The organism is Desulfocurvus thunnarius (assembly GCF_055390965.1).
In genome coordinates this window covers 644,165-669,760 of sequence record NZ_AP042411.1, presented here as the reverse complement: position 1 = coordinate 669,760, position 25,596 = coordinate 644,165, and the positions used below count along the sequence as shown (strand labels likewise).

The 25,596-nt window shown below is 71.1% G+C and carries 30 protein-coding genes; 13 read left to right on the top strand and 17 right to left on the bottom strand.

All coding sequences use genetic code 11. The annotated features are described in order from the left end of the window. Positions 1–106: 106 nt before the first annotated feature. Both gap and ACZ5KV_RS02990 read right to left on the bottom strand, forming a co-directional pair. The gene (gene gap, locus ACZ5KV_RS02995; RefSeq protein ID WP_464240858.1) at positions 107–1,126 is read right to left on the bottom strand and encodes a type I glyceraldehyde-3-phosphate dehydrogenase; all 1,020 of its coding nucleotides are present in this window, start codon (positions 1,124–1,126) and stop codon (positions 107–109) included. A gap of 27 nt (positions 1,127–1,153) precedes the next feature. Then, positions 1,154–1,714 carry a GAF domain-containing protein gene (locus ACZ5KV_RS02990; protein ID WP_464240857.1) on the bottom strand — a complete coding sequence of 187 codons (561 nt, stop codon included), beginning with the start codon at positions 1,712–1,714 and terminating at the stop codon, positions 1,154–1,156. Between the two features lie 241 nt (positions 1,715–1,955). Here ACZ5KV_RS02990 and ACZ5KV_RS02985 point away from each other — a divergent pair, with 241 nt between their 5' ends. Then, on the top strand, positions 1,956–2,345 hold the full coding sequence (locus tag ACZ5KV_RS02985; protein ID WP_464240856.1) for a VOC family protein: 390 nt from the start codon (positions 1,956–1,958) through the stop codon (positions 2,343–2,345). Here ACZ5KV_RS02985 and ACZ5KV_RS02980 read toward each other — a convergent pair. From ACZ5KV_RS02980 to ACZ5KV_RS02950, 7 genes are all read right to left on the bottom strand, one after another. Further along, complete coding sequence (locus tag ACZ5KV_RS02980) at positions 2,303–3,043, bottom strand: helix-turn-helix domain-containing protein (RefSeq protein WP_464240855.1); 741 nt, start codon at positions 3,041–3,043, stop codon at positions 2,303–2,305. The genes ACZ5KV_RS02985 and ACZ5KV_RS02980 overlap by 43 nt on opposite strands. A gap of 43 nt (positions 3,044–3,086) precedes the next feature. Then, positions 3,087–3,710: a Maf family protein gene (locus ACZ5KV_RS02975; protein WP_464240854.1), complete on the bottom strand. Its 624-nt coding sequence runs from the start codon at positions 3,708–3,710 to the stop codon at positions 3,087–3,089. A gap of 71 nt (positions 3,711–3,781) precedes the next feature. Beyond that, on the bottom strand, positions 3,782–5,161 hold the full coding sequence (locus ACZ5KV_RS02970) for a dihydrolipoyl dehydrogenase family protein (protein WP_464240853.1): 1,380 nt from the start codon (positions 5,159–5,161) through the stop codon (positions 3,782–3,784). Between the two features lie 7 nt (positions 5,162–5,168). After that, positions 5,169–6,623 (bottom strand): aminomethyl-transferring glycine dehydrogenase subunit GcvPB, encoded by a 1,455-nt coding sequence (gcvPB, locus tag ACZ5KV_RS02965; protein ID WP_464240852.1) that lies wholly within the window; start codon positions 6,621–6,623, stop codon positions 5,169–5,171. Beyond that, on the bottom strand, positions 6,620–7,954 hold the full coding sequence (gene gcvPA / locus ACZ5KV_RS02960; protein WP_464240851.1) for an aminomethyl-transferring glycine dehydrogenase subunit GcvPA: 1,335 nt from the start codon (positions 7,952–7,954) through the stop codon (positions 6,620–6,622). The genes gcvPB and gcvPA overlap by 4 nt, the downstream gene beginning before the upstream one ends. A gap of 19 nt (positions 7,955–7,973) precedes the next feature. Next, positions 7,974–8,354, bottom strand: a complete 381-nt coding sequence (gcvH, locus tag ACZ5KV_RS02955; protein ID WP_464240850.1) for a glycine cleavage system protein GcvH — start codon at positions 8,352–8,354, stop codon at positions 7,974–7,976. A 189-nt stretch (positions 8,355–8,543) separates the two neighbouring features. Then, positions 8,544–8,954 carry a response regulator gene (locus ACZ5KV_RS02950; RefSeq protein WP_464240849.1) on the bottom strand — a complete coding sequence of 137 codons (411 nt, stop codon included), beginning with the start codon at positions 8,952–8,954 and terminating at the stop codon, positions 8,544–8,546. A gap of 172 nt (positions 8,955–9,126) precedes the next feature. Between ACZ5KV_RS02950 and ACZ5KV_RS02945 the strand changes: the two genes are divergently transcribed. Both ACZ5KV_RS02945 and ACZ5KV_RS02940 read left to right on the top strand, forming a co-directional pair. Beyond that, positions 9,127–9,465: a hypothetical protein gene (locus ACZ5KV_RS02945; RefSeq protein ID WP_464240848.1), complete on the top strand. Its 339-nt coding sequence runs from the start codon at positions 9,127–9,129 to the stop codon at positions 9,463–9,465. An 8-nt stretch (positions 9,466–9,473) separates the two neighbouring features. Further along, positions 9,474–10,376, top strand: a complete 903-nt coding sequence (locus ACZ5KV_RS02940) for an HD domain-containing protein (RefSeq protein ID WP_464240847.1) — start codon at positions 9,474–9,476, stop codon at positions 10,374–10,376. On the opposite strand, the gene ACZ5KV_RS02935 is transcribed toward ACZ5KV_RS02940, so the two are convergent. Next, positions 10,316–11,011, bottom strand: coding sequence for a flagellar brake protein (locus ACZ5KV_RS02935; protein ID WP_464240846.1), 696 nt, complete (start codon positions 11,009–11,011; stop codon positions 10,316–10,318). The two genes, ACZ5KV_RS02940 and ACZ5KV_RS02935, sit on opposite strands and share 61 nt — an antisense overlap. A gap of 225 nt (positions 11,012–11,236) precedes the next feature. On the opposite strand from ACZ5KV_RS02935, the gene ACZ5KV_RS02930 reads away from it, so the two are divergent. From ACZ5KV_RS02930 to ACZ5KV_RS02900, 7 genes are all read left to right on the top strand, one after another. Continuing rightward, positions 11,237–11,980 (top strand): hypothetical protein, encoded by a 744-nt coding sequence (locus tag ACZ5KV_RS02930; protein WP_464240845.1) that lies wholly within the window; start codon positions 11,237–11,239, stop codon positions 11,978–11,980. A 7-nt stretch (positions 11,981–11,987) separates the two neighbouring features. Beyond that, a complete protein-coding gene (locus ACZ5KV_RS02925) occupies positions 11,988–13,640 on the top strand; it encodes a dephospho-CoA kinase (RefSeq protein ID WP_464240844.1) in 1,653 nt (550 codons plus the stop codon). Next, positions 13,637–14,377, top strand: a complete 741-nt coding sequence (locus tag ACZ5KV_RS02920; protein WP_464240843.1) for a rhomboid family intramembrane serine protease — start codon at positions 13,637–13,639, stop codon at positions 14,375–14,377. The genes ACZ5KV_RS02925 and ACZ5KV_RS02920 overlap by 4 nt, the downstream gene beginning before the upstream one ends. Positions 14,378–14,575: 198 nt before the next feature. Continuing rightward, entirely contained in the window at positions 14,576–15,385 is an 810-nt protein-coding gene (locus tag ACZ5KV_RS02915; protein ID WP_464240842.1) for an ABC transporter ATP-binding protein, read from the top strand. Beyond that, positions 15,382–16,548, top strand: coding sequence for a SufB/SufD family protein (locus tag ACZ5KV_RS02910; RefSeq protein WP_464240841.1), 1,167 nt, complete (start codon positions 15,382–15,384; stop codon positions 16,546–16,548). The genes ACZ5KV_RS02915 and ACZ5KV_RS02910 overlap by 4 nt, the downstream gene beginning before the upstream one ends. Before the next feature lie 300 nt (positions 16,549–16,848). Beyond that, the gene (locus ACZ5KV_RS02905; RefSeq protein ID WP_464240840.1) at positions 16,849–17,301 is read left to right on the top strand and encodes a metal-dependent hydrolase; all 453 of its coding nucleotides are present in this window, start codon (positions 16,849–16,851) and stop codon (positions 17,299–17,301) included. A gap of 58 nt (positions 17,302–17,359) precedes the next feature. Then, positions 17,360–17,572, top strand: coding sequence for a hypothetical protein (locus ACZ5KV_RS02900; protein ID WP_464240839.1), 213 nt, complete (start codon positions 17,360–17,362; stop codon positions 17,570–17,572). A gap of 100 nt (positions 17,573–17,672) precedes the next feature. Here ACZ5KV_RS02900 and ACZ5KV_RS02895 read toward each other — a convergent pair whose 3' ends face one another. The 4 genes from ACZ5KV_RS02895 to ACZ5KV_RS02880 form a co-directional block, all read right to left on the bottom strand. Beyond that, positions 17,673–17,978 carry a hypothetical protein gene (locus tag ACZ5KV_RS02895; protein ID WP_464240838.1) on the bottom strand — a complete coding sequence of 102 codons (306 nt, stop codon included), beginning with the start codon at positions 17,976–17,978 and terminating at the stop codon, positions 17,673–17,675. Between the two features lie 295 nt (positions 17,979–18,273). Then, a complete protein-coding gene (locus ACZ5KV_RS02890; RefSeq protein WP_464240837.1) occupies positions 18,274–19,113 on the bottom strand; it encodes a J domain-containing protein in 840 nt (279 codons plus the stop codon). Positions 19,114–19,134: 21 nt separating this feature from the next. Further along, on the bottom strand, positions 19,135–19,551 hold the full coding sequence (locus ACZ5KV_RS02885; protein WP_464241798.1) for a YkgJ family cysteine cluster protein: 417 nt from the start codon (positions 19,549–19,551) through the stop codon (positions 19,135–19,137). 38 nt (positions 19,552–19,589) lie between these two features. Continuing rightward, positions 19,590–20,000, bottom strand: coding sequence for a CoA-binding protein (locus tag ACZ5KV_RS02880; RefSeq protein WP_464240836.1), 411 nt, complete (start codon positions 19,998–20,000; stop codon positions 19,590–19,592). Between the two features lie 99 nt (positions 20,001–20,099). Between ACZ5KV_RS02880 and mqnC the strand changes: the two genes are divergently transcribed. Both mqnC and ACZ5KV_RS02870 read left to right on the top strand, forming a co-directional pair. Beyond that, the gene (gene mqnC, locus ACZ5KV_RS02875) at positions 20,100–21,128 is read left to right on the top strand and encodes a cyclic dehypoxanthinyl futalosine synthase (protein WP_464240835.1); all 1,029 of its coding nucleotides are present in this window, start codon (positions 20,100–20,102) and stop codon (positions 21,126–21,128) included. 66 nt (positions 21,129–21,194) lie between these two features. Continuing rightward, positions 21,195–21,995, top strand: a complete 801-nt coding sequence (locus ACZ5KV_RS02870; RefSeq protein ID WP_464240834.1) for a glycerophosphodiester phosphodiesterase — start codon at positions 21,195–21,197, stop codon at positions 21,993–21,995. Between the two features lies 1 nt (position 21,996). Here the strand turns inward: ACZ5KV_RS02870 and ACZ5KV_RS02865 are convergent, their stop codons facing one another. The 3 genes from ACZ5KV_RS02865 to ACZ5KV_RS02855 all read right to left on the bottom strand — a co-directional run bounded on the left by ACZ5KV_RS02865 (position 21,997) and on the right by ACZ5KV_RS02855 (position 24,141). Beyond that, entirely contained in the window at positions 21,997–23,241 is a 1,245-nt protein-coding gene (locus ACZ5KV_RS02865; protein ID WP_464240833.1) for a murein transglycosylase domain-containing protein, read from the bottom strand. 106 nt (positions 23,242–23,347) lie between these two features. Next, positions 23,348–23,818 (bottom strand): HAD family hydrolase, encoded by a 471-nt coding sequence (locus ACZ5KV_RS02860; protein ID WP_464240832.1) that lies wholly within the window; start codon positions 23,816–23,818, stop codon positions 23,348–23,350. A gap of 8 nt (positions 23,819–23,826) precedes the next feature. Continuing rightward, entirely contained in the window at positions 23,827–24,141 is a 315-nt protein-coding gene (locus ACZ5KV_RS02855; RefSeq protein ID WP_464240831.1) for a hypothetical protein, read from the bottom strand. 210 nt (positions 24,142–24,351) lie between these two features. Here ACZ5KV_RS02855 and ACZ5KV_RS02850 point away from each other — a divergent pair, with 210 nt between their 5' ends. Continuing rightward, on the top strand, positions 24,352–25,578 hold the full coding sequence (locus ACZ5KV_RS02850) for a M24 family metallopeptidase (RefSeq protein ID WP_464240830.1): 1,227 nt from the start codon (positions 24,352–24,354) through the stop codon (positions 25,576–25,578). Positions 25,579–25,596 lie beyond the last annotated feature (18 nt).

Below are 25,596 nucleotides of genomic sequence, written 5' to 3'. Positions count from 1 at the left end.
CCGGTTTGCGGAGCGGGCCCAGCCTAGGCGCCGGAGGGCCAAAAGGCAAGGGCCCGGGCGGCGCGCGCCGCCCGGGCCCCTGTCTGTGCCGGTTGGCCGGTTCCGGCTAGATGCCCTTTTCGGCCATCAGGGCGATGAGGTCCGCGATGCGGCAGGAGTAGCCCCACTCGTTGTCGTACCACACGTAGGTCTTGGCCAGGGTGCCGCCCTGAACCAGGGTGAATCCGTCGTCCACGATGCCCGAGTGCGGGTCGCCGATGAGGTCGGAGGAGACCAGCGGTTCGGTGGAGTAGGCCAGGATGCCCTTGAGCGGGCCTTCGGCGGCCCGGCGCAGGGTGGCGCGCAATTCCTCGGTGTCGGTGGGCTTCTTGAGTACGGCCACGAAATCCACCAGCGACACCGTGGGCGTGGGCACGCGCACGGAGTAGCCGTCGATGAGGCCCTTCATCTCGGGCAGTACCAGGGCCACGGCCTTGGCCGCGCCGGTGCTGGTGGGGATCATGTTGCACGCCGCGGCCCGCGCCCGGCGCAGGTCCTTGTGCGGCAGGTCCAGGATGCGCTGGTCGTTGGTGTAGGAGTGCACGGTGGTCATCACACCCTTTTCGATGCCGAAGGCCTCGTGGATGACTTTCACCGCCGGAGCCAGGCAGTTGGTCGTACACGAGGCGTTGGACACGATGCGGTGCCTGGCCGGATCGTACAGGTGGGCGTTGACGCCCAGCACCACGGTGATGTCCTCCTCCTTGGCCGGGGCGGAAATGATCACGCGTTTGGCGCCGGACTCCAGGTGCTGCGCGGCGGTCGGCCCGGTGCGGAAGATGCCCGTGGACTCGACCACCACGTCCACCTTCCTCTCGGCCCAGGGGATGTTGCGCGGGTCGCGCTCGGCGAAGCTGCGGATGGACCATTCGCCGCCGATATGGATGGTGTCGCCGTCCACGGTCACCTCGGCCGGGAAGGCGCCGTAGGTCGTGTCGCGGCGCAGGAGCTGCGCGTTGGTCTTCACGTCGAACAGGTCGTTGACGGCAACGACCTCGATGGCGTCGCGATGGTATTTCCAGATGGTCTTGACGACCTGGCGGCCGATGCGGCCGAAGCCGTTGATGCCTACTCTGACTTTGCTCATGGGGCCTCCGTGGCACAGGGCCGGGGGTTAGTCCTCGAACGTCTGGTAGACGTAAGCGTTGGCCAGCTCCGAGGTGCGCTTGAGGGCGTGGTACATGCGCGCGTTCTCCAGGGCGATGCCCGAGAGGTTGGCGATGCAGGTCAGGAAATCCAGCTCGTCGGCGGTGAAGGTGCGCGGCGCGCCCGAGTAGATGCGCAGCACGCCGATCACCGCGCCGCCGCGTGCCGTCAGCGGCACGACCACCAGCGAGACGAGGCCTTCCTCGGCGGCCTGGGCGCCATACTGGAAGCGCGGGTCCGAGCGCACGTCGTCGATGGTCACGATGCGCCCCTGGAGCACGTCCTGGTCCAGCAGGCTCTTTTCCACTTCCACCGGGCCCTTGGCCGCATAGCGTTCGGACAGGCCGTAGGAGGCGTCTGGCAAGAGTATCTTGCCGCTGCGGTCCAGCACGCGAATGAAGCAGCCCTTGGCGTCCATGGCCCGGGTGGCCTGCTCGGCGATGCCCGCCAGGACCTTCGACGGGTTGAGCGTCGAGTTGATGACCTTGGCGATGCCGTAGATCGTTTTGTACAGCCGTTCGGTACTCATCTTCCACCTGCCTGTTGCGGGGTTTGGCTCCTGCTCCGCGCCCGGCGGGCGCGGGGCCGATTCGTATCACAGCATACCTTGGACGGTACGCGTTTTCGCGGCGCTTAGAAAGGGAAAAGCACGGGCCTCGGGTGCGGGCGTGCGCCGTCCGCCGCCGTGTGTCGCGATTGTTCAAGACCGGGCTCCGCAGGCGTGCTACAAGGCGGCGCATCAGGTACAGCACATCCCCAAGGAGGCAGCCATGCGGCTCAAGTACACCATTTTATTCGTCGAGGACGTGGCCGCGAGCATCGCGTTCTACGAGCGGGCCTTCGGCCTTGCGCGGCGGATGATTCACGAATCCGGCGATTACGGCGAGCTGGACACGGGGGCGACCACCTTGTCCTTTTCCTCCCTGCGGCTGATGACGGCGCTGGGCAAGACGCCCGGGCGCCCCGAGCCCGAGGCCCCGGTCTTCGAGGTCGCTTTCGAGACGGACGACGTGCCCGCCGCCCTGGAACGGGCGCGGACGGCCGGGGCGCGGGTGGTCCAGGAGGTCCGGGCGGAGCCTTGGGGCCAGACCACGGCGTACGTCCTTGATGCCGACGGCTATCTGGTGGAGATCTGCTCCCCGGTCCACGGCGCGTCGTAGCCGGGGTCGCACAGGTGGCGGGCCGGGTGGTCCTTCCGGGTGCGGGCTGCGGCCAGGGCGCCGGGGGTCATGGCGAACCAGCGGCCCAGGTCGCGGGTCATGTGTGCCTGGTCGGCGTAACCGCCCGCGCAGGCCGCCTCGGGCAGGGGCACGCCGCGCAGGATGGCGCGTGCCGCCCTGCGCGCCCGGGCCAGGCGGCGCCAGAAGTCCGGAGGGTGGCCCGTGGCGGCCAGGGTGTGGCGTTGCAGGGTCCGCAGGCTGACGCCCAGGCACCGCGCGGCGCGGGCGGGGCAGGGCGCCGCCGCCAGGGCGGCGAGTATCTCGGCGTTGCCTGGCGGGAGCCAGGCGGCCCCCCGGGCCAGGGCCGCCAGTTCCTCCGGGCTGTCCGGCACGGGGGCGCCGTCAAGGGCGCCGGGCCTGATCCGCGCGCCGGGTTGCAGCCGGACGCCCAGGAAGGCGTCCCCCGGGGCGACGGCCACCCGCTGCGGGGCGGACATGACCGGGGAAATTTCCAGGCGCGGCGCGCCGCCGGGGCTTCGGCGCACGATGAAATCCCGGCAGCCGTCGGGCAGGATCAGCAGACACCGCCCCGCGTCGGCCGTGTAACTCCAGGCCGCCAGGGCGGGGTCGAGGTCGGAGCCCGGTCCGCAGCCCGGTCCGGAGCGGGGATCAGAGCAGAGGGTGATGTCGGGGGGCATGCGTCCTCCCGCGAATGGCCGGATGGAGCGGCCTGGGCCCGGGCTAAAGGGGCGCGGGCGCCACGGCGCCGCAGGCCAGCAGGGCGTCCACGGTTTCCGCCAGGGGCAGGCCGACCACGTTGGTGTACGAACCGTGGATGCGCTCGACCAGGAAGCCGCCCCGGCCCTGGATGGCGTAGGCTCCGGCCTTGTCCATGGGTTCGCCCGTGGCCACGTAGGCCATGATGGCGCCCAGGGGCTGCGGGCCCATGGTCACTTCGGTGGATACCGCGAATTCCGTGACCCCGCCGCCGGGTTGGACGAGCACGCAGCCCGAGACCACCCGGTGCGTGGCGCCCACCAGCCGGGTGAGCATGAGCATGGCTTCGTCGGGGTCGGCGGGCTTGCCCATGATTTCCTCGCCCAGGACCACCACGGTGTCCGCCCCCAGGACCACGGCGTCGGGACGCAGGGCGGCCACGGCCACGGCCTTGGCCCGCGAGGCGCGCAGGGCGTAGACCTCGGCGGTTTCTCCCGGCAGGGGCACGGGCTCGGGCTCCGGGCAGGGCAGCACCTCGAAGCGCAGCCCCAGGCCCGCGAGCATCTCGCTGCGGCGCGGCGACCCCGAGGCCAGCACCAGGGGCCGGGCGGCCTCGAAAACGCCCGGTGCGCCGGGCGTGTCTTGCATGCCCGGCATGCCCGGCATGCCGGGTGTCGGGGATTCGGGAACTCCGGGGAACATGGCGTGTCGGCTCCTGGCTAGCCTTTGGCCGGGGCGGGCTCGGCGGTCAAGGCGTGGAGCAGGGCCTCGTCCAGGGTCGGGTGGGCCCAGATGAGCGCCTGGGCGTCCTCGCGGGTCCAGCCGTCGCGGACCATGAGGGTCGCGGCGGTGACCAGATGGGCCACGCCATGGCCCACGGCGGTCACGCCGACCACGCGCCCGTCCAGCCAGACGATTTTGACGAAGCCCTGGGCGCTGGCGTGGCTCTGGGCGATGGGGTTGGCGGCGAGTTGGGCCGCGCTCACCCGGGGCTCCAGGCCCTGGGCCAGCAGTTCGGCGGCCATGCGCCCCACGCGCACGGTTTCCGGCGCGCCGTAGATGCACCAGGGCATGGGCCCGGGGGCGTAGGGGGCGCAGTCGCGGCCCGCCGCATGGGCCGCCGCGTGCCGGGCGGCGTAGCGGCCCTGGTGCGAGGCGGCGTGGGCCAGCATGGCCTTGCCGTTGGCGTCGCCGACGACGGCCACCGTGGGTGCGGCCAGCAGGAAGGCGTCCACCTCGGCGAAATTGCCCCGGCCCAGACGCACTCCGGCGGTTTCCAGGCCGATGCCCGTCGTGTTGGGCCCGCGTCCGGTGGCCACCAGGGCCAGCTCCGCGCCCAGGGTCTGGCCGGATTCCAGCTCCAGCAGGGCCGCGCCGTCCGCCGTGCGCAGGCTTTTCACGCGGCTGCCCAGGTGCAGGGCCCATTTTTCGCGCTTGCACAGCCCGGCGATGGCGGCCGACACCTCGGGGTCTTCCCAGGGCGCCAGGCGGTCCATGGCCTCGACCACGGTGATGGCCGTGCCCAGGCGGGCGAAGAAGCGGCCCAGTTCCAGGCCGATGACCCCGCCGCCCACGATGAGCAGCGAGGCCGGAGCCTTGGTCACTTCGAGAATGGCGTCGGAGTCCAGCACGCAGGCGCCGTCGGGCTCCATGCCCGCAAAGGCCGTGGGCCGCGAGCCGGTGGCCACCACCAGCCGCCCGAATTCCACGGCCACGGGGCCCTGGTCCGTGGCCACTTCGAGCTCGCTGGCCGAACGCAGCGTGCCCTGGCCGCGCAGCAGGGTCACCCCGGCGTCGGCAAGCTGCTTTTCGATGGCCTTGCGGCTGCCCGCCAGCATTTGGCCCTTGCGCTTTTGCAGGGCTTCCAGGTCCACGCGGATCTCGCCTTCGAGCAGGCGCAGCCGGGCCTGGGCGTGCATTTCATGCACGCAGTCCGTGGCGCCCAGGAACAGCTTGGTGGGGATGCAGCCGCGGTTCAGGCAGGTGCCGCCCAGCTCCGCGCGCTCCACCAGCGCCGTGGACAGGCCCAGGGCGGCGGCTTCCAGGGCGCAGTCCACGCCCCCGGGCCCGCCGCCCAGAACCACGAGGTCGAAACGCACGCGGCGCTCAGCCGCAGTCGCAGTCATCGGTCAGCACCATTTCGCGCGCGGCGCGGGTTTCGTCCAAGCGCGTCACGGGCAGGGTCACCGGGGCGGCCTTCACGGCCTCGGGGTCGGCCCCGGCCTGCTGGACGATGGCGATGAGATCGTCCACGAAGGCGTCCAGGGTGTCCTTGCTCTCGGTTTCCGTGGGCTCGAACATCAGGCATTCCTTGACGATGAGCGGGAAGTAGATGGTCGGCGCATGGTAGCCCCTGTCCAGCAGGGCCTTGGCGATGTCCAGCGCGCGCACGCCGTTCAGGCCCTCGCCCACGGCGCTGGCCACGAACTCGTGCATGCAGATGCGGTCGTGGGGGATGTCCAGCACGCCTTCCAGGCGCTTGCGCAGGTAGTTGGCGGCGAGCACAGCGTTTTCCGTGGCCCGCGTCAGCCCCTCGCGGCCCAGGCGCAGGATGTAGGCGTACGCCTTGAGCACCACGCCGAAGTTGCCGTAGAACGGCGCCATGTAGCCGATGGACTGCGGGTGGTCGTAGTCGAGGACGAAGCGGTTGTCGTCCAGCTTTTTCACCCGCGACACGGGCAGGAAGGGTACCAGCTTGTCGCACACGCCCACCGGGCCGGAGCCCGGGCCGCCGCCGCCGTGGGGCGTGGCGAAGGTCTTGTGCAGGTTCAGGTGCACCACGTCGAAGCCCGCGTCGCCCACGCGCATCTTGCCCATGACGGCGTTCAGGTTGGCGCCGTCGTAGTAGAGCAGGGCGTCGACATCGTGAATCATGTTCACGATTTCCGGCAGGTTGCGCTCGAACAGGCCCAGGGTGTTCGGGCAGGTCATCATCACGGCGGCCACGTCGTCGGTCAGCGCCGCGCGCAGGGCCTCGGGGTCGACCATGCCGTCGCGCGACTCGATGGACACGACCTCGAAGCCCGCCAGGGCCGCCGAGGCCGGGTTGGTGCCGTGGGCGGAGTCGGGGCAGATGACCTTGGTCTTCCTGTTGCCCTTGGCCTTGTGGTAGGCGGCGATGATCATGGCCCCGGTCAGTTCGCCGTGGGCTCCGGCCATGGGGTGCAGGGTGTAGCCCGCCATGCCGGTGATTTCGCACAGCAGGGCCTCCATGTGGTACATGACCTCGAGGGCGCCCTGGGTGTGGTGCCCGGCGCCGCGAAGCTGGGCCATGAGCGGGTGCAGGCGGGTGAAGCCCGGCAGGGCGGCCACCTGCTCGGTGAACTTGGGGTTGTACTTCATGGTGCACGACCCCAGGGGGTAGAAGTTGCCGTCCACCCCGAAGTTGCGCCGCGAAAGCCGCGTGAAGTGGCGCACCACGTCCAGCTCGCCCAGCTCGGGCAGGCGGGCCCGGGAGGAGCGCACGAGCCCGGCGGGCAGGAAATCCGTGGCCTTGGCCGCGGTCAGCCCGGCGCAGGCGCCCTGGCGGCAGGGGATGGATTGCTCGAACAGGGTCTTCATCGCAACAGTCCTCCCAGCATTTCGGCCATGACGCCGATGTCCTCGCGGGTGTGCTTTTCGGTGCAGGCGACCAGCAGGCAGTTTTCCAGCCCGGGGTAGTAGCGCCCCAGGGGGAAGCCGGGCACGAAGCCGCGCTCGGTCAACTGGTCCACCACCTCGATGGCCGGCACGGGCAGGCGCACGGCGAACTCGTTGCAGAAGGGCGCGTCGCCCAGGCGCGAGACGCCGGGGATGGCCGTCAGGCGTTCTTCGGCGTAGTGGGCCAGCTCCATGCAGCGCAGGGCGGTCTGCTCCAGGCCGCCGGGGCCCAGCAGGCTCACGTGGATCAGTGCGCGCAGGGCGCACAGGGCCTGGTTGGAGCAGATGTTGGACGTGGCTTTCTGGCGGCGGATGTGCTGCTCGCGGGCCTGCAGGGTCAGCACGTAGCCGGTGCGGCCCTGGGTGTCCACCGTGCGGCCCACGATGCGCCCGGGCATCTGGCGGACCATCTTGGTCGTGCAGGCCATGACGCCCAGGTACGGCCCGCCGAAGGACAGCGGCTGGCCCAGGCTCTGGCCCTCGGCCACGGCGATGTCCGCGCCCATGGCTCCGGGGGTTTTGAGCACGGCCTGCATCAGCGGATACACGGCCATGACGCCCACGGCCTTCACGGCCCGGGCGTGGTCGAACAGCTCGGCGTAGTCGCCCACGTTGCCGAAGAAATCCGGGTTCTGGACGACCACGGCGGCGGTGGTCTGGTCCACGGCGTCCATCATGCCCGCCATGTCCGTGGCCCCGTTTTTGTGCGGCACGGTGACCAGTTCCAGGTTCAGGTTCGACGTGTAGGAGTCGAGCATGATGCGGTAGATGGGCGAGAGGGTCTGGCTGACCACCAGCCGGGTGCGCTTGGTGGCGCGCACGCCCATCATCATGGCCTCGAACAGCGCCGAGCCCCCGTCGTAGACCGAGGCGTTGGCCACGTCCATGTCCAGCAGACGGCACATGGCCGTCTGATACTCGAAGATGGCCTGGAGCGTGCCCTGTGAGGCCTCGGGCTGGTAGGGCGTGTAGGCGGTGTAGAACTCGCCCCTGCTGGACAGGGCGTCCACGGCCGCCGGGATGTGGTGGTCGTAGAAGCCCGCCCCGAGGAAGCTGACCAGATCGGTTCTGTTCTTGGCGGCCAGGCGCTCCATGCGCGCCATGACTTCCATTTCGGAGAGCCCGGCGGGCAGGTTGAAGCTTTTGGGCCGCAGATGGCGGGGAATATCCGCGAACAGATCGTCCATGGACGCGACGCCGATGGCCGCGAGCATGGCGCGCGTCTGTTCCTCGGTATGGGGAACGTAGGGCATGGGGCCTTGCTCCTGTGGGTTAGTGGGCGTCCTGGGCCACCAGCTCTTCGTACTCGTCGGCGGAAAGCAGGTTCTCGGGGTCGGAGGAAATCTTGAACTTCAGCAGCCAGCCTTCGCCGTAGGGGTCCTGGTTCACGGTCTCGGGGGCGTCGGCCAGAGCGGCGTTGACCTCGATGACCTCGCCGGACACGGGGGCGTAGATTTCGCTGGCGGCCTTGACGGACTCCACGGTGCCCATCTCGTTTCCGGCCTCGAAGGTGTCGCCGACCTCGGGCAGTTCGACGTAGGTCAGGTCGCCGAGTTGCTCCTGGGCGAACTGGGTGATGCCGACGGTGGCCACGTCGCCCTCGATGAGCGCCCACTCGTGGGACTTGGCGTAGAGCAGATCCTTGGGAATCACGGCGTCCTCCTTGCGCCCCGCGCGGCGGGGGCGGGTGGTGTTTGCGACTGGTGCTGGCCGGAAACGGACGGGCGGTGCGGCCCGCGCTCCGGCGCAAGTGGCCGCACTTATACCTTTCGGCCACCGGGAGCAAGCACGGACGAACCTCCCGGGGCGCAGAGCCCCGCGGCGACGGGCGGCGCGGCGCGCCTAGTCCGTCTCCTCCAGGGGCAGGCCCAGGTTGCGGATCTCGTTGAGCAGGGTCTTCTTGCGGATGGGCTTGACCAGATACGAGGTGGCCTCGCCCAGGAAGAACGCGTCGTGCAGTTCCTTGGTGTCGTCCAGGGCCGAGATCATCACGGCCTTGACGCGCCTGGCCTCGGGCACGCCCATTTCGGTCTCGATTTCGCGGATTTCGCGCAGGGCCTGCTGGCCGTCCATGTTGGGCATGATGATGTCCAGGCAGACGAGATCGTAGGGCTCCTGGTTTTTCAGGGAGCTGCGAAAGGCCTCCACGGCCTCCTCCCCGTCCACGGCGACATCGCAATATCCGAACGGATAAAGGATTTTCTGCATCAGGCGACGGCTGTCGAAGTCGTCATCGACGATGAGAAAACGCATTGCGCACCCCCCCGGGAAAGGTTCGTCTTGTTTGGCGATGAGTTCAAGCCATGGCTTAAAGAATTCCGGGCAGCTTGGCAACCGCCGGGCGCTTGTGGCCGCCGGGGGAACGCGCTAGGTTCGGGCCGTCGCGCCGCCCCGGGCGCGGCGCGGCGCAAGAACGGGAGGCGGAGTGTTCAACAGTCTGTTTTCTTTGATGGTCTCGGCCCAGGCTGCCGGGCGCACCGGCTGGGAAGGCTGGCCCTTCGGCGGCTCCGGCCCGGGCGGGGCGGTGCTGGCCTCGGCGGCGCGCATCCTGTTCATCCTGGCCGTGTTCGCCCTGCTGGCCTGGGTGTTGCGCAGGCTTTTCGGCCCCGGCGGGCCCCTGCGCCCGCGCGAGTTCGGCACGGAGCACATCGAGGAGCGCCGCAGGCGCGAGGCCGCCCGGCGCGAGCTCCACGCCCGCTGGAAAGCCGGGGAACTGGACGACGCCGCCTACGCCGCCGCGCGCAAGGCCCTGGACGGCGATTGAGGCCCGCCATGCCGTGCTCCTGCACCCCCGGCCCCGGTGCCTCCGGCGCCCCGGCGCGCCCGGCCTTCCTGGCGCCGCACCTCGAAGCCCTGCGCGCCTGCTGGCTGCTGCACCGCGAGCTGGCCCCGGACGAGGCCGACAACCTGCGCCTGAAATACGAGCACAGCCTGCGCGTGCTGGACGAGGCCGTGGCCATCGTCGCCACCCTGGACCCGGTCCCGGCGCCGGACCTGGAGCGGGCCATTCTGACGGCGGCGCTGTTGCACGACATGGGGCGCTTTCCGCAACTGGTGCTCCACGGCACCTTCAACGACCGCGCCTCGGAAAACCACGGCGTTCTCGGCGCGCGGACCCTGGTGCGCCTGGGTCTGCCCCGGGGGTTGGACCCGGGCCGCACGCGGCTGGTGCGCGCCTGCGTGGCCATGCACAACCGCAAGGAACTGCCCGCCGCGCTGCCGCCGGACCTGGAACTGGCCCTGCACGTGGTGCGCGACGCCGACAAGCTGGACATCCTGCCCGTGGTGCTGGAGCATCTGCGGCCCGGGGCGGGCAACGACGTGGTCACCCTGGGCCTGTCGCGCGACCCGGGCCTGTGGAGCCCGGCCCTGCTGGAAAGCCTGCTGGCCCGCCGCCCGGGGAGGTATGAAGACATGCGCAGCGTCAGCGATTTCCGGCTGCTGCTGCTGTCGTGGGCCTACGGGATGCGTTTCGCGGTGTCGCGGCGGGCGCTGCTGGAGCGTGGGCTTTTGCGCGAACTGGCGGCCGGGCTGCCCGACGATCCGCCCCTGCGCGGGCTGTACGAGCGCTTGCGGGCCGACCTGGAGCGCGGCGCCTGCGGCGTCCGGGAGGGTCAGGACGCGGCAAGCGGGGCCGCCGGAGCGTCCAGCAGGCCGGACACCGTGCGCAGGTAACCGTCGATGCTGCGGCCCACGGCCTCGGGCACGGCGGTGAAGGCCAGGCCCAGGGTCGTCCGCCCGCCGTTGGTCTGCATGCCGCGCACCTGGCAGCCCAGGGTCTGGCCGCCCGCGGCGCCGAAAATGGCGCATTCCAGCTCCACCTCGTCGCCGATCTCCAGCCGCGCCAGAGGGTCGCCGGGCTCGCAGGCCAGGCGGCAGCCGTTGCGGCTGATGTCCAGCAACATGGCTTGGCCGTGCGTCGCCCCGGCCCGGACCTGGACCGGGAACAGGCACTCGATGCGGGTTTCCTTGCGCAGGTTGTGCGATTCGATGCGCGAGGGAAAATCGATGAACAGCAGCGGGTAGGGCCGCAGGGTGTAGCTCTGGACGCGCGCGGGAAAGCCCCAGATGTTGCCGTCGTGCAGGTAGCTTACCGTGATGGTGTTGCCCTGGTAGAGGTATTCGTAGAGCCCGGTCAGCCCGTTGGCCGCCGCGCTGGGCAGGCGCATGAGGAAATAGCGCCCGCGCTCGTGGCCCACGAAGGTGGTGCGGATGCGTTCCTCGTAGCCGGTCAGGCCCAGGATGAGCTGCAACCCGGGGCGGATTTCGAAGATGCTGCGCGGCAGGGCTGTTTCGTCGTTGGGGGGCATGGCGTGGGTCTCCGTTGTCGTGTCGCCGCGCGGGCGCCGTCCCGTGCGGTCGTCGTCTGCGCAAGGCTTGACAGTAAACACATTTCCCGGGCCGAATGCAAGCCTTCGCGCGCCGGAGGGCAAAAAATCCCCCCGGATGCGGCGGGCGGCCCGCCCGGCTTGCCAAGGCCGGTGCTTCAATGGATAATACCTCGTCTTCGTAACCGTGACGTGACAAGGACGCCCGTGACCGAAACTCCGCAAAAGGAACTGGACCTGCGCCAGATGCCCATCGAGGCCGTGGCCGCCTATTGGCTGTCGCTGCGCAAGGTCATGGGCCCGAAGGTCTCGCCCAAGACGCTCCAGGAGGAGGCGGCCAACACCGCCGAGCCGTTCATCCGCTACATGCTCGACCTGGGCCTGTGCGGGCTGGACGAGGCCACGGTCCGCCGCGCGGGGGAGCGCCGCCGCGACACCGCCCTGCGCGAACTGGGCCGCAAGCTCGGGCTGATGCGCGACGCGCTGCTGTCCATGGCCGCCGCCGAGAACCCGCGCCTGGCCCTGGCGCGGATGCTCGCCCGCCTGCCCGCCCCGGGCCAGGGCGAGGAGGGCGTCACGCGCCTGGCCCTGGACATGGTCCGCTTCGTGGAGCAGGGCGGCGCGGGCACGACCCTGGCCGTGGACACCGGGCTCTCCGCCGAGGAACTGCTGGTGCGCCTGACTTTCTACGTGCTGTGGGCCCGGCGCGAGGGCAAGGCCGCCGTCTGGCCCCTGGGCGGCGGGAGCTGCCGTTTTTTCGCCCAGGGTCTGGCCCTGGCTTCCGACGGCCACGACCGCAGTTTCGTCAAAACCTGCCTGGATACGGCCTGCGCCGAGGTCCTGGCCGACTATCAGACCAGGATGGACCTGTGCGTGGACATGGTCCTGGCCCTGCGCGCCAAGGCCGGCTACGAGGACCTGTACCGTCTGGCCCGGGCCTATGTGCCCTGAGGCGTCCGTGGCCGACTGCACCCCCGCCGTTCGCGCCTGGACCGTGCCCGCCGCCGCGCGCGGCACGCGCCTGGATGCCTTCGTGGCCGGTCTGCTGGCCGACGAGGGCGTCTCGCGCGGCGCCGTGCAGGAGCTGATCCGCCAGGGCCGCGTGACCCTGGACGGCCGGGCCCCGGCCAAGGCCGGGCAGCGGCTGGCCGGGGGCGAGGCCCTGGCCGTGCGCCTGGAGCGCGAGGGCACGGGGCTGGCTCCCGAGGCGGGCGACCTGCGCGTGGTGTACGAAGACGCGCGGCTGGCCGTGATCGACAAGCCCGCCGGGCTCACGGTGCACCCCGCGCCGGGGCTGGAAACGGGAACGCTCGTCCACCGCGTGCTGCACCGCTGGCCGCGGGCCGCGCTCATGGACGGCCCGCGCCCGGGCATCGTCCACCGCATCGACAAGGACACCTCGGGCCTGTTGCTGGTGGCCCTGGACGAGGCCGCCCGGCTGGCCCTGGCCGAGGATTTCGCCCAGCGCCGGGTGCGCAAGGAGTATCTGGCCCTGGTCCACGGCGTGCCCAGGCCCCGGGTGGAGCCGTGGGGCGAGATCGACGCGCCCCTTGGCCGCGACCCGCGCCACAAGACAAAAATGGCCGTGCTGCCCCAGGGCGGGCGCGAGGCGCGCACGTCGTGGCGGGTGCTCTGGGCCGCGCCCGGCGGGGCGGCCAGCCTCGTGCTGGTGCGCATCCATACCGGGCGCACGCACCAGATCCGTGTGCACATGGCCCACATCGGGCACCCGCTCGTGGGCGACGCGGTGTACGGCTCGCGCCAGCATGCGGAGTTCGCCGCCGCCACGGGGCTGGACCCGGCCCTGGCCGGGCGCCAGATGCTGCACGCCTGGCGCCTGGGCTTCACTCACCCCGAGACCGGGGCGGCCGTGAGCCTGTGGACGCCGCCCCCCGAGGACTTTCAGGCCCTGGCCCGGGCCCTGGGCGCCACGGTGCTGCGCGTGGGGCTGGTGGGCATGCCGGGGTGCGGCAAGTCGGCCCTGGCGGGGCTGCTGGCCGGGGCGGGGCTGCCCGTGTTTTCCGCCGACCGCTGCGTGGCCGAACTCTACGCCCCGGGAGCCGACGGCTGGGTGCTGCTGCGCCGCCGCTTCGGCGCGGCCCTGGCCCCCGACGGCCGGGCCGTGGACAAGGCCGCCCTGCTGGCGCTCATGCGCTCGGGCGAGGCGAGCCGCCGCGAGGTGCAGGACATGATCCACCCCCTGGTGCGCCACCGGCTGGAGGAATTCTGGCGGGCCCACGCCCGGGCCGAACTGGCCGTGGCCGAGGTGCCGCTGCTGCTGGAGGGCGGCTGGCCCGCTCAGGGGCTGACGGACGTGGTGCTCGGCGTGCATTGCCCCGAGGCCGTGCGCCGGGCCCGGCTGCGCGAACTGCGCGGCTGGGGCGACGCCGTCCAGGCGACCCTGGAGGCCTGGCAGTGGCCCGAGGCCGACAAGCTGGCCCGCTGCGACCTCGTGGCCGACAACGGCGGCGGCCTGGACGCCCTGGGCGCCGAGGCCGCGCGGGTGCTGACGGCGCTGCGCGAGCTGGCCGCCGTCCGCCGGGCGCGCATGGCCGAGGCCCTGGCCGCCCTGTGGACTCCCGGCCCGCAGGACGGGGAGGGCGGGCCGTGATCCCCCTGCGCGACAGCATCCCCCGGGTGTACACGCCCTGGGCCACCTGGGTCATCATCGCCTGCAACGCCCTGGCCTTCGCCGGGACCCTTTCCCTCGGCCCCCAGGCCCGCGAGGTGCTTTTCCACCTGCTGGGCGTGGTGCCGCTGCGGTTTTCCGAGCCCGCCCTGGCCCTGCAGGCGGGCTTTCCGCCCCACGGGCAGTACGCCTTCGTAACCTACATGTTTCTGCACGGCGGCTGGCTGCACTTCCTGGCCAACATGTGGACGCTGTGGATTTTCGCCGACAACATCGAGGACGTGATGGGGCCGTTGCGCTTTCTCGTCTTCTATCTCTGCTCGGGGCTGGCGGCCCTGGGGGTGCACTACGTGTTCGAGATGCACTCCCCTGTGCCCGTGGTCGGCGCCAGCGGGGCCATCGCCGGGGTCATGGGCGCCTATTTCCTGCTCTACCCCCACGCGCGGGTGACGACCCTGGTGCCGTTGTTCTTCATCCCGCTGATTTTCGACCTGCCCGCCGTGATCTTTCTGGGCTTCTGGTTCCTGTCGCAGTTCTTTTCGGGCGTGGCCGGGCTGGTGGGGCCGGGGCAGGGCGGGGGCATCGCGTGGTGGGCCCACGCCGGAGGCTTCGTGGCCGGGGCGCTGCTCCTGCCGTTGTTCCGCCGTCCGGGGCGCTGCCGTTTCTGCGTCCGGCCCGAGGACGACCCCCTGCGCCGTCTGCCCTTCCTGCGGCGCTGACCCCGCCCCCCGCGCATCGCGCGACTGCCCCGCCCCGCGCGACCGCTTGCGCGATGCGGCGCGTCGTCCTGCGGCTCCGGGCGGTCCGCGCCGGGTTTTCGCGCCGTTGCGGGTGTGGACTTTTCCGCAAATCTGGTTATTGGTTTTGGGCGCGCGGGCGGGGCCGCCTCCCGGCGCAATCCGAATCGAGGGACGCCAATGCTGAAAATCGAGAACCTGCACGTACGGATCGGCGAACGGGAGGTGCTGCGCGGCATCAACCTGGAGATCGCCGAGGGCGAGACGTTCATCCTGTTCGGCCCCAACGGCTCGGGCAAGACCACCCTGCTCATGACCCTCATGGGCTTCGGCAACTACACCATCACCGAAGGGCGCATCCTGTTCAAGGGCGTGGACATCACCCACGCCCCCATTCACGAGCGCGCGCGCCTGGGCATCGGCATGAGCTTCCAGCGCCCGCCGACCATCCATGGCCTGAAGACCCGCCACCTCGTCCAGATGTGCGCGACCCACGGGCACAACAAGGACGGCATCGACGTGGAGGCCATGGCCGGGCGGGTCAACTTCGACTCGTTCCTGGACCGCGACATCAACGCGGGCTTCTCCGGCGGCGAGATCAAGCGCTCCGAGCTGCTCCAGCTCATGGCCCAGGCCCCGGACCTCGTGCTCTTCGACGAGCCCGAGTCCGGCGTGGACCTGGAGAACATGAAGCTCATCGGCACCACGGCCCGCAAGCTGCTGGACGGCTTCATCGAGCCCCGCCCGGGCCTGTCCATGAAGGAGCAGAAGTCCGGCCGCAAGACCGCCGGGCTGATCATCACCCACACCGGCTACATCCTGGAATACGTCAACGCCGACCGGGGGCAGGTCATGTACAACGGCCACCTGTGCTGCGAGGCCCGCCCGCGCGACATTCTCGACCACGTGGGCCGCTACGGCTACCAGGAGTGCGTGCGCTGCCTGAGCCAGCCGGGCACCATCCAGGAATCCTTGGGAGGCGCGCAATGACCGGACCCGAATTCAAGCTTTCCGACTTCTCCTTCGACGGCGCCGAGGCGCCCGCCATCGAGGACCTCTCCACCCTGAGCGAGGCCGACAAGAAGCGCCTGCTCTACGCGGGCGTGGACGTGGACCAGAAGGACCGCGCCGGGTCGTTCCTGCACATGGACCATTCCGGGGTCCACTGCCGGTCGAACAACCCCGGCGTGGAGATTCTGGACATCAAGCAGGCCCTGAAGAAGTACGACGGCCTGCCCGGCCATTTCTGGACCCAGGTGGACCCCGACAAGGACGAGTTCACCCGCGCCGCGCGCGAACATCTGCACGGCGGCTATTTCGTGCGCACCGAGCCCGGGGCGCGCATTGCCGAGCCCGTGCAGTCCTGCCTGTTCCTCAAGGGCCAGGCCGTGGGCCAGAACGTGCACAACGTGGTCATCGTCGAGGAAAACTCGGAACTGCACATCATCACCGGCTGCGCCGTGGCCGGTGAAACCCAGTCCGCCGCGCACCTGGGCATCAGCGAGTTCTTCATCAAGAAGGGCGGCAAGCTGACCTTCACCATGATCCACAACTGGGGCCACAACACGGTGGTCCGCCCGCGCACGGCGGGGGTCGTCGAGGCCGGGGGCGTGTTCCAGAACAACTACGTCCTGCTCAAGCCGGTGAAGACCTTGCAGTCCTACCCGGCGATCACCCTGGCGGGCGAGGGCTCGGTGGCACGCTTCAACTCGGTCATCGTCGCGCCCGCGGGCTCGCACGTGAACTCCGGCAGCCGCATCAACCTGAATGCGCCCGGCACGCGCGGCGAGATCATCTCGCGGACCATGACCACCGGCGGCACCATCATCACCCCGGCCAACATCACGGCCAACGCCGTGCCCGCGCGCGGGCACCTGGAGTGCAAGGGGCTGATCATCGGCGAGGGCCGCATCTGGGCCATCCCGGAGCTGGACGGCACCCTGGAGGGCGTGGAGCTCTCCCACGAGGCCGCCGTGGGCAAGATCGCCCAGGAGGAGATCGAGTACCTCCAGGCGCGCGGCATGGACGAGGACGAAGCCACCTCGACCATCGTGCGCGGCTTCCTCAACGTGGACATGGACGGCCTGCCCGAGAAGCTCCAGCAGGCCATCAGCGAGCAGATCGACCAGCTCGATTCCGGCGACGCCATGTAGCCGCCGCGCGACCGTCGCCCGGGGGCGCGCAGGCACTTCCGGCCGTGCCCGGGCCGGGCAAAAGGCCCGGAGGAACACGCGTTCCTCCGGGCTTTTTCGCGCCCTCGGGCCGGGGCGCGGCCCTCGGGAAAAGATTCACGACAGTTGACGCGCCCCCTGAAATGGACGACAACCGCAGGCGCGGACCGCAACGGCCCGTGTTTGTTTCGATTGCAGGAACGGGTGGACGGACTGTCCGCACCCCGGGGCGGGGGAGCCACGGGGAGGCCGCGGGCGGTTCTCATCGGATCGAGAGGATGGATGCCGGGCTACAAGGGACACCTGGCGGGCGCCGGCCTTGTGGCCGGGGGCGCCTGGGCGGCCCTGGGGGCCTGGCTCCCGGCCCATGACCCGGGGCCGCTTCTGGGCAGCGTGCTCGTGGCCGTGTGCGCCCTGGCGGCGCTGTTTCCCGATGTGGACACGGACTCCAAGGGCCGGGGGCTGTTCTACGCCATCCTGGCCGCCGTGGACCTGGGGCTTCTGGCGCGCGGGCAATACCGCTGGGCCGCCGTGATCGGTTTCGCGGCCATGCTGCCCGCCCTGGGCCACCATCGCGGCTGGACGCACACCTGGTGGGCCATGCTGGTCGTGCCGCTGCCCATCCTGGTGCTGCCGGTGGCGTTCTACGGCGTGGAGCCCTTGGCCCTGGTGCCGTTCTACGCCGCCGCCGTGCTGGGCTACCTCTCGCACCTGGTGCTCGACGCGTTGCTGTGACCCCCCGGGCGCCCGCGCAGGGCCGACCCTCCCCGCCCCCAGGCCGCAAGGAAGACCGATGCGTAAGATTTGTGCCCGCTGCCTGCACTGGGTGCCGCCCAAGGACAAGCCCATCTTCTGCGACGTGGAGGGCGTCTGCCTGTATCGTCCGCCCGGCGAGCCGGGCGGCGGCACCCCGCGCTACGAATGCCTGACCGAGGCCTGCGGCTGCTGCGAGTTCTACGAGCCCAACCCGGAACTGGCCTCCGGGCAGGGCGGCGACGACTACTGAGCCCGGCCGCGCGGCTGCGCGCCGCCATGGTCTTGAAGCGGAAAAGCCCCGGAGCACGATGCTCCGGGGCTTTTTCACGATCCATTGGCTTGGGAAGGGGCTATTCTTCCTCGTCGCCCATGCCGGGCAGCCACTGGCCGAGGACTTCCACCAACTGGCGGGCCTGGCGGGCGGAGGAGATGTTGAACTTGGACTGCAACGAGTAGCGCCCGCCGCGCTTCTGGTAGCGCCCGACGCGGATCTTGGGCGCCTTGTACTCGCCCGTGCGCTTGTCCATCTCCTGGTACAGGAACATGATCGTGGACCAGGAGCCCTTGGTCAGGACTTCCTTTTTGAGTTCCTTGACCAGCAGACGGCCTTCCTCGTCTTCCCAGTTGATCGTGATGTCTTCGATGGTTTCGGCCATGGGTCCTCCTCTGAATTCTTGCGCGAAGCGCATGCCCGGGCAATGTGGGCCACGGCGCCCGGGTCCTTCTTGCGCCCGTTTCACTCGCACGGATGGAACTGGATGACAAATCTTTTTTCCGTGACGCGCGCGGCGGGTTGCGTCTGCGAGGTCCACCGCCGCCTCGGAACGCCCGCTGGAAAATCAATATTCACAGGCTGTTCCAAAATGGTGATCGGCAAGGCAGCGGGGAGAGGCAGAGCTTCTGGAGGCGGCCGGTCTCCCCTCCTGTTCTGGCGGGCGGCTGCGCCCGGCCCTACAGGGCCATGAGGCGCAGGTAGAGGTCGCCCTTGAGGGGGCCGAGCTTGCGGCCCAGGCCGCGCAGGCGCAGGGCGCGGCCGATCACGTAGTCGGGCGGGATGGGCACCTCCACGGTGACCGGGTCGCCGGACCAGGCACGGCGCACTTGCAGGCGCAGGCGGTTGCCGGGCAGGAGCTGGGCGGCGGGCAGGCGCACGGTCTGCTCGTCGTCCATCTGGCGGCGCAGCCAGCCCTTGAGCCCGCGCCACAGGCCGAAGGTCAGGTCCAGGGCGATTTCGCGCTCGCCCCAGCGCAGGGCCAGACTGCGGCTGCGGGTGACCCCGGGGGCCGCCGTGGGGGCGCCCCGGCGGATCTGGCTGTAGATGTCCTCGAACACCTTGCGCGCGAAGGGGTCGTTCAGGATGTTCTTGAGCACTTCCTCCTTGCGGTAGAAGAAGCGCCCGTCGGCGGCGGCCCCGGGCCGGGGTCCGGCGGGGCCCGCGCCGTTGGCGGCGCCGTTGCCCGCGCTCGCGCCCGTGCCGTTGCCCGCGGCCTTGCCCTGGCCCGGGGCCTTGGCCTCGGCCTGGGCGCGGTAGCGCGCGGCGCCCTCGGCCCGGTCCGCCGTGGGTTTACTTCCGGGGCGCGCCCCGGGGCGTGCTCCGGGCTCCTGGCCCAGGGCTTCGCGCAGCAGCACGTAGGCTTCGTTGAGCTTCTGGAATTCGGCGTGGGCCTGGGGGTTGCCGGGGTTCAGGTCCGGGTGCAGCTCGAAGGCGCGCTTGCGGAAGGCCGACTTCACGTCGTCCAGCGTGGCGCCCCTGGGCAGGCGCAGGATGCGGTAGCACTCGCGGATGTCCACGTCGCCCCCGTCGGCCCCGGGCTAGTCGGGCAGGTTCAGCAGGGCGCCGGGCGCGCCCTCGTCGGTTTCGTCCACGCCCAGGGCGCGCACGTAGGCCAGCCCCTGGCGGCGGAATTCCGCATGGCCCGCCGGGGCGCACACACCGGGGCAATCGTCCTGGATCATCTCCCAACTGGAGCGGTCCACGAGGTTGCCGCGAAAGAAGGGCCAGGCCCGGCAGATGTCCGGCCGCCCGGGGTGCACGGCGCAACCGCGTTCGCGGCTGTAGAACACGCAGAATCCGTCGGCCCCGCAACGCAGGCGGATCTTGCCGCCCACGGCCTCGGCGTAGCGCTCGACCATGGCCGCCTCGGGCAGGCCCAGGTGCGCCGCCAGACGCGCGCGGTCGCGCGCGGCCAGGACGATGCCCCCCGTGCCCTCGCAGCAGTGGCCGCACATGCGGCACTCGAAAACCGTGGCGTCCCCGCGCTCCCCGCTCACAGGCCGAGTCTCCGCCATTCGACCATCAGGCAGGCGTCTTCCACCACGCGGATGCCCGACCCGGCCAGCACGGCCCCGGCCTCGGGGCTGGCGATGCCCGACTGCATCCAGAAGGCCAGGGGCCGGGGCGCCAGGGCCAGGGTCTCGGCGGCATGGGCCGCGCAGTGCTCCGGCGCGCGGAACACGTCCACCAGGTCCACGCCCACGGGCACCTCGCCCAGGCTGGGGTACGTCGGCAGGCCCCACACGTCGCGGCGCACGGGATGCACGGGGACGATGCGAAGCCCCGCGTCCATGAGCGCGCGGCCGACCATGTCGACCGGGCGGCCGGGCTTGTCCACGGCGCCGATGATCGCCACGGTCTTGACCTTTTGGAGCAGGGCCTTTAGCTCATCGTCGAACAGCATGCGGTCTCCGGGGGGATGGGCCGGGGCCGCGGGGCGCCCCTGGCCGGGTGCCCTGTTCTCCGCGAAAAACAACGCCCCGTCAAGCACCGTGGAGGTTCGATGACCCAGCGTCTGACCCCGCAGGACGCCCGCGCCCTGTATGAGCACCGGGATGTGTTCGCCCTGGGCCGCATGGCCCATGCCCGGCGCCTGGAGCTGCATCCCGACCCGGTGGTCACCTACATCGTCGACCGCAACATCAACTACACCAACGTCTGCGTGTCGGGCTGCCGCTTCTGCGCCTTCTTCCGCGCCCCCGGCGACCCGCAGGGCTACGTGCTCTCGCGCGACGAACTGGAAGCCAAGGTCCGCGAAACCGTGGAACTGGGCGGCTACCAGATTCTGCTCCAGGGCGGCATGCATCCCGGCCTGGAGCTGGATTTCTACACCGGCATGCTGGCCTTCCTCAAGGAACGCTTCCCGCAGGTGGCCATCCACGGCTTCTCGCCCACGGAAATCTGGTACCTGGGGCAGAGCACGGGCCTGGGCCACGGCGAGGTCCTCCGCCGCCTCGTGGCGGCGGGGCTGGACTCCATCCCCGGCGGCGGCGCGGAAATCCTCACCGAACGCATGCGCGCCCTGGTTTCACCGCGCAAGTGCACCGCCGCGCAGTGGCTGGAGGTCATGCGCGAGGCCCACGCCCAGGGCCTGCGCACCACGGCGACCATGATGTTCGGCCAGGGCGAGACCCTGGAGGAGCGCATCGAGCACCTGGACCGCCTGCGCACGCTTCAGGACGCCACCGGCGGCTTCACGGCCTTCATTCCCTGGACCTTCCAGCCCGCCAACACGCGCCTTGCCGCGCCCGAGGCCTCCTCGGTGGACTACCTGAAGATGCTGGCCCTGGCGCGGCTGTACCTGGACAACGTGCCCTCGGTGCAGGCCTCGTGGGTCACCCAGGGGCCGCTGATCGGGCAACTGGCCCTGCTGTGGGGCGCCAACGATTTCGGCTCGACCATGATCGAGGAGAACGTGGTGGCGGCGGCGGGGGTCCATTTCCGGCTGCCCGAGGCCGAACTGCGGCGGCTGGTTGAGGCCGCCGGGTTCCGCCCGCGCCGCAGGACCATGGACTACACCTTGCTGGAGTGATTCCGTTTTCCGCCCGGGGCGGCGCCTGGGCGCCCCCGGGCGGCGCCCGCAACCCCGGAGCCTGCCGTGCCCGCTTTCCGTTCCGACACCGACGCGCCCTTGTGCTGGGCCCACCGCGGCCACAGCGCCGCCTTTCCCGAGAACACCATGCCCGCCTTCGAGGCCGCCGTGGCCGCCGGGGCGGACGGCGTGGAACTGGACGTGACCCTCTCCGCCGACGGGCGGCTGGTGGTCATCCACGACGCCACCCTGGACCGGACCACCGACGGCCACGGCCCGGTGAGCGCCCTGCCCTGGGCCGAGCTGGCCCGGCTGGACGCCGGGTCGTGGTTCGGCCCGCGCTTTGCCGGGGTGCGCCTGCCGCTGCTGGAGGAGGTGCTGGCCGCCGTGGGCCGCCGGGTGCTGGTGAACATCGAGATCAAGCCCGAGGCGGCCTGCGTTCCGGCCTGGGCCCCGGGGGTGGAGCCCGTGGAGCGCCAGATGGCGGCCCTGGTGCGGCGCATGGGCCTTACGCGCCGGGTGGTCGTTTCCAGCTTCAACTACCAGAGCCTCATCGCCCTGCGCTCCCTGGACGCGGAGCTGCCCCTGGGCGTGCTTTGCGAGGGCGAGGCCAACGTGGATTTCCTGGCGCTGCTTGGGGCCGTCGGCGCCGCGTCGTTCCACCCCTGGCTGGACGCGCTGGACGCGGACCTGGCCGGGCGGGTGCGCGCGGCGGGCTACGGGCTGTTCCCCTGGGTCTACGCCGAGGCCAACACCCCCGAGGGCATGGCCCGGGCGCTGGACCTGGGCGCCACGGGTTTTTTCGCCAACGACCCCGCGCCGTTCCTCGCGGCCAGGGCTGCCCGGGGCGCGCGCCCCGGGCGCTGACTCAGCCCCGGGCGCCCACGCCCACGAAGAGCTTCTTGGCCTCCATGACCTTGGCGAGGTAGCGCCGCGTCTCCTCGGCGGGCAGGCGGGTGCGCAGGTGCTCGTAGACCTGGGCCGGGCCCAGGGCGTTGATGCGCGCGGCGGCCCGGGCGCGGTCGGCGTCGAAGCTGCGCAGCACGGCGCCGGACCCGCCGTTGTATGCCGCGATGACGCAGTACTCGCGCGACACCGGGTCGGCCACGGCGTCCAGATGCCGCGTGTCCAGCAGGTGCAGGTAGGCCGTGCCGTATTGGACGTTGTTCGCGGGCTCGAAGAGGAACTCCTTGCCCGGCTGGCCCTTCCTGCCCGTGAGGAACAGGGTCACGTCGGCCCCGGCGGTGCCGGGTACGATCTGCATCAGCCCGAAGGCCGGGGCGGAACTGACGGCGAACGGGTTGAAGTCGCTCTCGGTCTTCATGATGGCATAGATCAGGTTCTCGCTGACCGCGAAGCGCCGGGCCTGCTCGCGCACGGTGTCCGCGTAGCGCGCGGCGCGCACGTGCAGGTGCCCGGGCACGAGGTCGAAGCGCACCGAGCGCGCCGTCAGCGGGCCCGCGTCGCCCTGCACCGTGCGCGTGGCCGTGCCCCGGGCCACCAGCTCGCGGGCGAAGTTTTTGGCGCGCCACTCCCAGCGGATGTCCCGGCCCTCGAAGTCCTTGACCTGCCCGTGGAGGAAGGGCTCCTCGCCCAGGGTGATCTCCGAGGCGGAGTAGAGGTCCACGGCGCGCGGGTCCGCCGGGGCAAGGACGGTGGCGGTCACGGCGGCTTCCAGGCTGGCCTGGGGCGTTTTCTGGTCCACGGTCTCCACGGTCACCGTTCCGGCGTCGAAGTCCACCATGGCCCGGCTCAGGTAGTCGCCGCTGTATTTGACGTAGCGGCGCGGGGTGGGCTCCTCGCGGTCCTTGGGGCCCCAGACGGAGTCCACGGCCTTGCGGAAGCTTTCCAGGCGGTTCTTGAAGGCTTTGATATCCCAGGCCAGGGCCTGGGGGTTGGCGGCGTAGCGCACGGCCTTTTCGGCGGCCATGACCTGGGCCCCGGCCACGTCGCCCGTGGCCAGGATGCGCGCGGCGCGCACGGCGTCGCCCGTGCTGCATGCGGCCAGCAGCAGGCACAGCGGGGCCAGCAGCAGGCGCAAAGGGCGCCGGGCGGGGGCAGGGTCGCGGGCGGCCGGAGGGCGGGGAGCCGTGGGGCGTTCGGCGCTGGGCATGGCCCGAACCTAGCCCAAAAGGCGGCGGAGCGGAAGGGTTTCCGGGCCCGGGGGGCCGCTGGCGGAAGGGGACGGCAGGGGACGGAAAATGTTCCGGCCCCCGCCCTCAACTGCGCAGGGTGGCCACCAGCCGCCCGGGGAGAAGCAAAAGGTCGAGAGCGTCGCGGATGTCGGTGCAGACAACGTCGGCGGCCAGCAGGGCCGCTCCCGCCGCGCCCTCGGCCAGCACCACGGCGATGCCCAGCCGGGCCAGGGTCAGCATGGGCACGTCGATGCGCCCGTTGCCCACGGCCACGCAGCCCGCCGGGCCCAGGGTGCGGATCAGCTCCGCCTTGGCCTCGGCCTGCCCCGTGGCGGGCAGAGGCTCCAGGGCCACGCCCAGCCCGGCGGCCAGCCGCGCGGCGTTGCCGCGGGTGTCCGCGCTGACCAGGTGGACGGCCAGATGCCTGCGCAGGGCCTCCAGGCGCTCGGCCACCCCCGGCACCAGCGCGCCGTCCACGGTGAGGGTGCCGTTCAGGTCCAGCACCAGATGGGTCAGTTCCAGGGCGCCGAAGCCCGGAATGTCCGCGCGCAGCATGGCGGCGCTCAGGCCCGGCCCTGTTCCAGGGTCTGTTGCAGGGCGGCCAGGGCGGCGTCGGCCAGGGCCTCGTCGGCGCCGAAAAAGGCCTCCACCCGGGCGGCGGGCAGGCGCTCGGGGTCGTAGCGCAGGGTCACGCTCATGGTGAAGATGCTCACGTCCACGCCCAGGATGCCCGGGGGCAGGTCCGCGTCGCCGGAGGCAAGGCTCTTGAAGCGCGCGTCGCCCAGGATGGCGGGGTTGACGCCCAGGCGCAGGGCGCCGGGGGTGTGGGCCTTGATGGCGAGGTATTGCCGGGCCTGGAAGAGGGTGGCGAGGTCCATGGGTCCGTCCTTGGAAGGGGTGGTCTGCGGTGCCGGGGCGGCGTCCGTTGGATAAACCAGGGGCGGCGCCTTGGCAACCCGCGGGTGCCCGCGCGGTCCTTTCCAGGCCTGCGCCCGCCGCCCCGGGTTGCCAAGGGGGGCGTCCATTGCGTATGATCATAACCCCGGGGCGCCGTTCCCCTTCCCCCGCACCCGAACCCGGAGCGCCGCATGTTCGCCGCCATCGAAACCATCCCCGCCCAGGAGCTGGAACAGCGCTGGGCCCGCTGCCGTACTCTTTTGGACCGGCACCAGCCCGAGGCCGGAGGGCTGCTGGTCTTTTCGCGCGTGGCCATCTACTGGCTGTCGGGCCACCTGGGCAACGGCCTGTTCTGGCTGCCCCGCGAAGGCGCGCCCGTGCTGCTGTGCCGCAAGGGCGAGGAGCGCGCGCGGCTGGAATCGCCCCTGGAGAACATTTTCGCCTTCCGCTCCTACCGCGACGTGCGCGGCCTGCTGGAGCAGGCGGGCGCGCCCCTGGCGCCGGTGGCGGCCTGCGAGATGGGCGGGCTGCCCTGGAGCTTCGGCCTGAAGCTGGAACAGGAGCTGGACCACGGCACGCGCCTTGTGCCCGGCGACGCGGTGCTGACCCTGGGCCGGATGAAGAAGACCGCCTGGGAGCTGGAAAAACTGCGCCTGTGCGGCGAGCGGCACCACCTGGCTCTGCACGAGATGCTGCCCGGGGCGCTGCGTCCGGGCATGAGCGAGCGCGAGGTGTCGCACCTGGCCTGGGAGGCGTTTTTCGCCCTGGGCCACAGCGGCCCCCTGCGCATGGGCGCCTTCGGCGAGGAGTGCTTTCTGGGCCACGTGGCGGCCGGAGACAGCGCCAACTACCCCAGCGTGTTCAACGGCCCGGTGGGCCTGCGCGGCGAGCACCCGGCGGTGCCCTTCATGGGCTACGCGGGCAAGCTCTGGCAGCCCGGCGAGCCCCTGGCCTGCGACATCGGTTTCTGCCTGGAGGGCTACGTCACGGACAAGACCCAGGTCTACTGGGCCGGACCGGCCTCCGGCGTGCCCGACGCCGCGCGCCGGGGCCACGACTTCTGCGTGGAGGTCCAGGCCCTGCTGGCCGAACGCATGGTGCCCGGGGCCCTGCCCGACGACCTCTATCGCCAGATCATGGAACTGGCCGACGCGCGCGGCATGCAGGAGGGCTTCATGGGCCTGGGCGCCAACAAGGTGCGCTTCCTGGGCCACGGCATCGGGCTGGTCATCGACGAATCCCCGGCCCTCGCCGCCAAGATCAAAACGCCCCTGGAAGAGGGCATGGTCCTGGCCCTGGAGCCCAAGTTCGCCGTGCCCGGCCTGGGCATGGTCGGCGTGGAGAACACCTTCGAGGTCACGCCCGCGGGCGCGCGCTGCATCACCGGCGACGAGTTCGACATGATCTGCGTGGAGTAGGCGCCGCGCGCCCTGCGG

What these genes read in the sequence shown, in the direction of transcription:
- gap (WP_464240858.1), bottom strand. Translation starts at nt 1,126, where the DNA reads ATGAGCAAAGTCAGAGTAGGCATCAACGGCTTCGGCCGCATCGGCCGC.
- ACZ5KV_RS02990 (WP_464240857.1), bottom strand. Translation starts at nt 1,714, where the DNA reads ATGAGTACCGAACGGCTGTACAAAACGATCTACGGCATCGCCAAGGTC.
- ACZ5KV_RS02985 (WP_464240856.1), top strand. Translation starts at nt 1,956, where the DNA reads ATGCGGCTCAAGTACACCATTTTATTCGTCGAGGACGTGGCCGCGAGC.
- ACZ5KV_RS02980 (WP_464240855.1), bottom strand. Translation starts at nt 3,043, where the DNA reads ATGCCCCCCGACATCACCCTCTGCTCTGATCCCCGCTCCGGACCGGGC.
- ACZ5KV_RS02975 (WP_464240854.1), bottom strand. Translation starts at nt 3,710, where the DNA reads ATGCAAGACACGCCCGGCGCACCGGGCGTTTTCGAGGCCGCCCGGCCC.
- gcvPB (WP_464240852.1), bottom strand. Translation starts at nt 6,623, where the DNA reads ATGAAGACCCTGTTCGAGCAATCCATCCCCTGCCGCCAGGGCGCCTGC.
- gcvPA (WP_464240851.1), bottom strand. Translation starts at nt 7,954, where the DNA reads ATGCCCTACGTTCCCCATACCGAGGAACAGACGCGCGCCATGCTCGCG.
- ACZ5KV_RS02950 (WP_464240849.1), bottom strand. Translation starts at nt 8,954, where the DNA reads ATGCGTTTTCTCATCGTCGATGACGACTTCGACAGCCGTCGCCTGATG.
- ACZ5KV_RS02940 (WP_464240847.1), top strand. Translation starts at nt 9,474, where the DNA reads ATGCCGTGCTCCTGCACCCCCGGCCCCGGTGCCTCCGGCGCCCCGGCG.
- ACZ5KV_RS02935 (WP_464240846.1), bottom strand. Translation starts at nt 11,011, where the DNA reads ATGCCCCCCAACGACGAAACAGCCCTGCCGCGCAGCATCTTCGAAATC.
- ACZ5KV_RS02915 (WP_464240842.1), top strand. Translation starts at nt 14,576, where the DNA reads ATGCTGAAAATCGAGAACCTGCACGTACGGATCGGCGAACGGGAGGTG.
- ACZ5KV_RS02910 (WP_464240841.1), top strand. Translation starts at nt 15,382, where the DNA reads ATGACCGGACCCGAATTCAAGCTTTCCGACTTCTCCTTCGACGGCGCC.
- ACZ5KV_RS02905 (WP_464240840.1), top strand. Translation starts at nt 16,849, where the DNA reads ATGCCGGGCTACAAGGGACACCTGGCGGGCGCCGGCCTTGTGGCCGGG.
- ACZ5KV_RS02900 (WP_464240839.1), top strand. Translation starts at nt 17,360, where the DNA reads ATGCGTAAGATTTGTGCCCGCTGCCTGCACTGGGTGCCGCCCAAGGAC.
- ACZ5KV_RS02895 (WP_464240838.1), bottom strand. Translation starts at nt 17,978, where the DNA reads ATGGCCGAAACCATCGAAGACATCACGATCAACTGGGAAGACGAGGAA.
- ACZ5KV_RS02885 (WP_464241798.1), bottom strand. Translation starts at nt 19,551, where the DNA reads ATGTGCGGCCACTGCTGCGAGGGCACGGGGGGCATCGTCCTGGCCGCG.
- ACZ5KV_RS02880 (WP_464240836.1), bottom strand. Translation starts at nt 20,000, where the DNA reads ATGCTGTTCGACGATGAGCTAAAGGCCCTGCTCCAAAAGGTCAAGACC.
- mqnC (WP_464240835.1), top strand. Translation starts at nt 20,100, where the DNA reads ATGACCCAGCGTCTGACCCCGCAGGACGCCCGCGCCCTGTATGAGCAC.
- ACZ5KV_RS02865 (WP_464240833.1), bottom strand. Translation starts at nt 23,241, where the DNA reads ATGCCCAGCGCCGAACGCCCCACGGCTCCCCGCCCTCCGGCCGCCCGC.
- ACZ5KV_RS02860 (WP_464240832.1), bottom strand. Translation starts at nt 23,818, where the DNA reads ATGCTGCGCGCGGACATTCCGGGCTTCGGCGCCCTGGAACTGACCCAT.
- ACZ5KV_RS02855 (WP_464240831.1), bottom strand. Translation starts at nt 24,141, where the DNA reads ATGGACCTCGCCACCCTCTTCCAGGCCCGGCAATACCTCGCCATCAAG.
- ACZ5KV_RS02850 (WP_464240830.1), top strand. Translation starts at nt 24,352, where the DNA reads ATGTTCGCCGCCATCGAAACCATCCCCGCCCAGGAGCTGGAACAGCGC.